The sequence below is a fragment of the Deinococcus sp. genome, from assembly GCF_030523985.1.
In the GTDB taxonomy this organism is placed as follows: Bacteria; Deinococcota; Deinococci; order Deinococcales; family Deinococcaceae; genus Deinococcus.
Genome location: NZ_JAUNHK010000065.1, coordinates 1 through 2,834, shown reverse-complemented (window position 1 = coordinate 2,834; position 2,834 = coordinate 1). Strand labels below are relative to the sequence as shown.

Here is a 2,834-nt window from a genome sequence, read left to right as displayed (position 1 = left end):
GTGCTGGACGCTTGCCCTCTGCCCGATGAAGGGTGAGGGGGCGTCCACTCCAACTCTTTTCCCCTAATGCTTCAACCGCCAGCAACCCCGTCCTAGACGAAGAAACTGGCGGTCAGACCGTTAGACTGTTCGACGGTTAGACCGTTATCAGAACACGATGGGCAGCACGCCCACGCTGTCGCTGCCGCAGGTGATCGTCACGCCTTTGGGAGCGTCGGTCACCGTGCAGCCCAGCGCCCGCAGGCCCGAGAGCGGGAAAATTAGGTTCTTGCCGTCGCTGGCGGGGGCGAGGGGCAGGTCCACGTTGCCGCCCTCGCGCTGGGCAGTCTTTTGTCCGGCGGTGACGGTCAGGGGCGTTTCGCCCGCCACGTTCAGCCGGAACTTGCCCCCGCCGAGGCTGACCACGTTGACCACGCCGATCAGGTCCTTGCCGAGCAGGTAGGGCTGGCCCCTCACCACGCCAGCGGGCGCGGCGGGCTTGCTGGCGGCGGGCACCGTGACGGCGTCCACGACCAGCAGGGTTTCCTGGGCGCTCAGCGGCGTGCTGAGGACGTAGGCCCCCGCCTGCCCCGCCGTGTCCTTGACCAGCAGGCTGCCCGAGGTGCCACTGAGCTTCCAGTCACCGAGCGCCTGTGACCCCAGCGTGCTGCGAATCTGGGTGCGAACCTGCGCGGCGGGCTGCTTGCTGTAGAGGCACACGGCCTGACGGCTGACCTTGAGCTTGCTGGGGCAGGACACCAGTTGCCCCGCAGAGGCGCGGCTGACCGAGATGGCGACCCCGCTGACGGTGCGGTTGGTCGCCAGTGAAATCTGGGCGGGCTTGGCGCTGGCTGGGGCAGTCGTGGCCGGAGCAGCGGTCTGGGCCAGGGCCGGGCCAGCGAGCAGGGCGAGGGAAATGAGTGAAGAAGCGAGGCGCATAGGCCGCATCTTAGGGGCCGCGCATGAGGAGCGACTTTGAGTTCGGGCGCTCTATGAGCTGCTCAGGGCGTATCGGCGTCCACATAGCTTTCGCTCAGCGCCCACAGCCGGGCCGCCGCGCCGTCGTCGAGGGCCTGGGGCGCGGGGGTCGCCAGCCGTGAGTCGGCGTAGTAGCCGCCCTGACCTTCCAGCCGGGCTGTCGCCGCGTAGAGGCTGGTCTGTGCGCCCTCTTCGGGGGTCAGCGAGAACGGGTCGAGCAGGGCGTACATCCGGGCAAAGCGGCCCCCGCCGTTCTTGCCGAAGCCGCTGGCGACCATGCCAGGGTGCAGCGACACGCTCTGGAGACTCGGTTCGCGCCGGGCCAGTTCGCGGGCAAACAGGATGTTGGCGAGCTTGCTCTGGGCGTAGGCGGGCCAGGCCGAGTAACCCCGGCGGAACTCGGGGTCGTCGAACCGAATCCGGCCCACCACATGCGCCGCCGAGGCCACCGTGACCACCCGGCCCGCTCCGCTCCGGCGCAGCAGCGGCAGCAGTTCGCGGGTGAGCAGGAAGGGCGCGAGGTGGTTAACCGCCCAGGTCAGTTCGGTTCCTTCGCGGCTTTCCTGCCGGGTGGTGTACATCGCCCCGGCATTGTTGACCAGCACGTCGAGTGTTCCGAAGCGGTTGCGGTATTCCGCAGCGGCGCGGCGCACCTCGGCACGTTCGCCCAGGTCGGCCTGAATGGTTCCATAAGCGCCGATATCTGCCGAGACCCGCGAAAGGCGGTCAAGATTGCGCCCCACCAGCACCACCTGTGCGCCCCGCTGCGCCAGCCCCCACGCGGTTTCCAGACCGATACCGCCCGTTCCGCCCGTGACCAGAACGTGGCGGCCTGCCAGCGAAGTCATTTGCGTCGACATGTCGCCAGCATAATCAAAAAGCCCCGACCAAAAGCCCCCATCAAAAAGAAGGGTCGACCCTGAAAAAGCCGACCTTCTGGCGCGGCGGACTTCACTCGGCCCACCTCGGTTGAGTTGCGCGGTAAAGACAGTGTAGCCGCTGGACCGTCACAGATTTGTCACCGTCTGATGAACGGTCCATCAACACCCCTTTGGGTAGCCACTGGGTCAGCCGACTCTGTTCGGCGGACGCTTTCCGGCTTTCCTTCAATACGCGTCCGAGAGGCCCACCTCGCCTTCCGGTTCGCGGCCCTGGAGCAAATCCAAAATCACGCTGCGGGCGTAGACGGCCCCGCGCTCTTGCAGGTCGGTGGTCGTGCTGGCAATGTGCGGCGTCACGATGACGTTTTCCCGCGTCCACAGGGGGTGCCCCGGCGGGAGCGGTTCGGGGTCGGTCACGTCCAGCACCGCGCCGCCCACCTGCCCCGAGTCGAGCGCCGCCAGCAGGTCATCCGTCACGATGAGGTCGCCGCGCCCCTGGTTGGAAATCCAGACGCCGGGCTTGAGGGTGGCGAGGCGTCCCGCGTTCAGCACGCCCCGCGTCTGCTCGGTGCTGGGCAGCAGCAGAACCACCCAGTCGGCTTCGGACAGGCGGTAGTCCACCAGGTCGGGTTCGGTTTTGGAGGTCAGGCCGTAGACCTTCGCGCCGAACGGTTGCAGCATCGCTTCCACCTGCTTGCCGATGTGGCCGTAGCCCCACAGGACGACCTTCTGCCCGTCCAGGGTGTGCAGGCCCGACTGCGGAATCGGTCTGGACAGCCACTCCCCCCGCGCCTGGGCATCACGGAACCGGTGAGAGCCACGGCAGGCCGCCAGCATCCCGGCGACCACATGCACCGCTACGGCGCGGTCATGCAGGCGGTGGGCGTTATACAGGCGCACCCTGGCAGGCAGCCGCCCGCGCACATGGTCTATGCCCGCCGTGAGGGTCAGCACCCACTTCAGCCCCGGCACCGCCAGCAGCGCGTCACGGGTCGC

The 2,834-nt window shown here is 67.8% G+C and carries 3 protein-coding genes; all 3 read right to left on the bottom strand.

The genetic code is table 11. From position 1 onward, the window contains the following. Positions 1–147 precede the first annotated feature (147 nt). On the bottom strand, positions 148–927 hold the full coding sequence (locus Q4C89_RS10060) for a hypothetical protein (RefSeq protein ID WP_303102477.1): 780 nt from the start codon (positions 925–927) through the stop codon (positions 148–150). Positions 928–980: 53 nt separating this feature from the next. Next, positions 981–1,817: an SDR family oxidoreductase gene (locus Q4C89_RS10055; RefSeq protein WP_303102476.1), complete on the bottom strand. Its 837-nt coding sequence runs from the start codon at positions 1,815–1,817 to the stop codon at positions 981–983. 246 nt (positions 1,818–2,063) lie between these two features. Then, positions 2,064–2,834 (bottom strand): D-isomer specific 2-hydroxyacid dehydrogenase family protein (locus Q4C89_RS10050; protein ID WP_303102475.1); only part of this gene is annotated, 771 nt, incomplete at its 5' end.

What these genes read in the sequence shown, in the direction of transcription:
- Q4C89_RS10060 (WP_303102477.1), bottom strand. Translation starts at nt 927, where the DNA reads ATGCGGCCTATGCGCCTCGCTTCTTCACTCATTTCCCTCGCCCTGCTC.
- Q4C89_RS10055 (WP_303102476.1), bottom strand. Translation starts at nt 1,817, where the DNA reads ATGTCGACGCAAATGACTTCGCTGGCAGGCCGCCACGTTCTGGTCACG.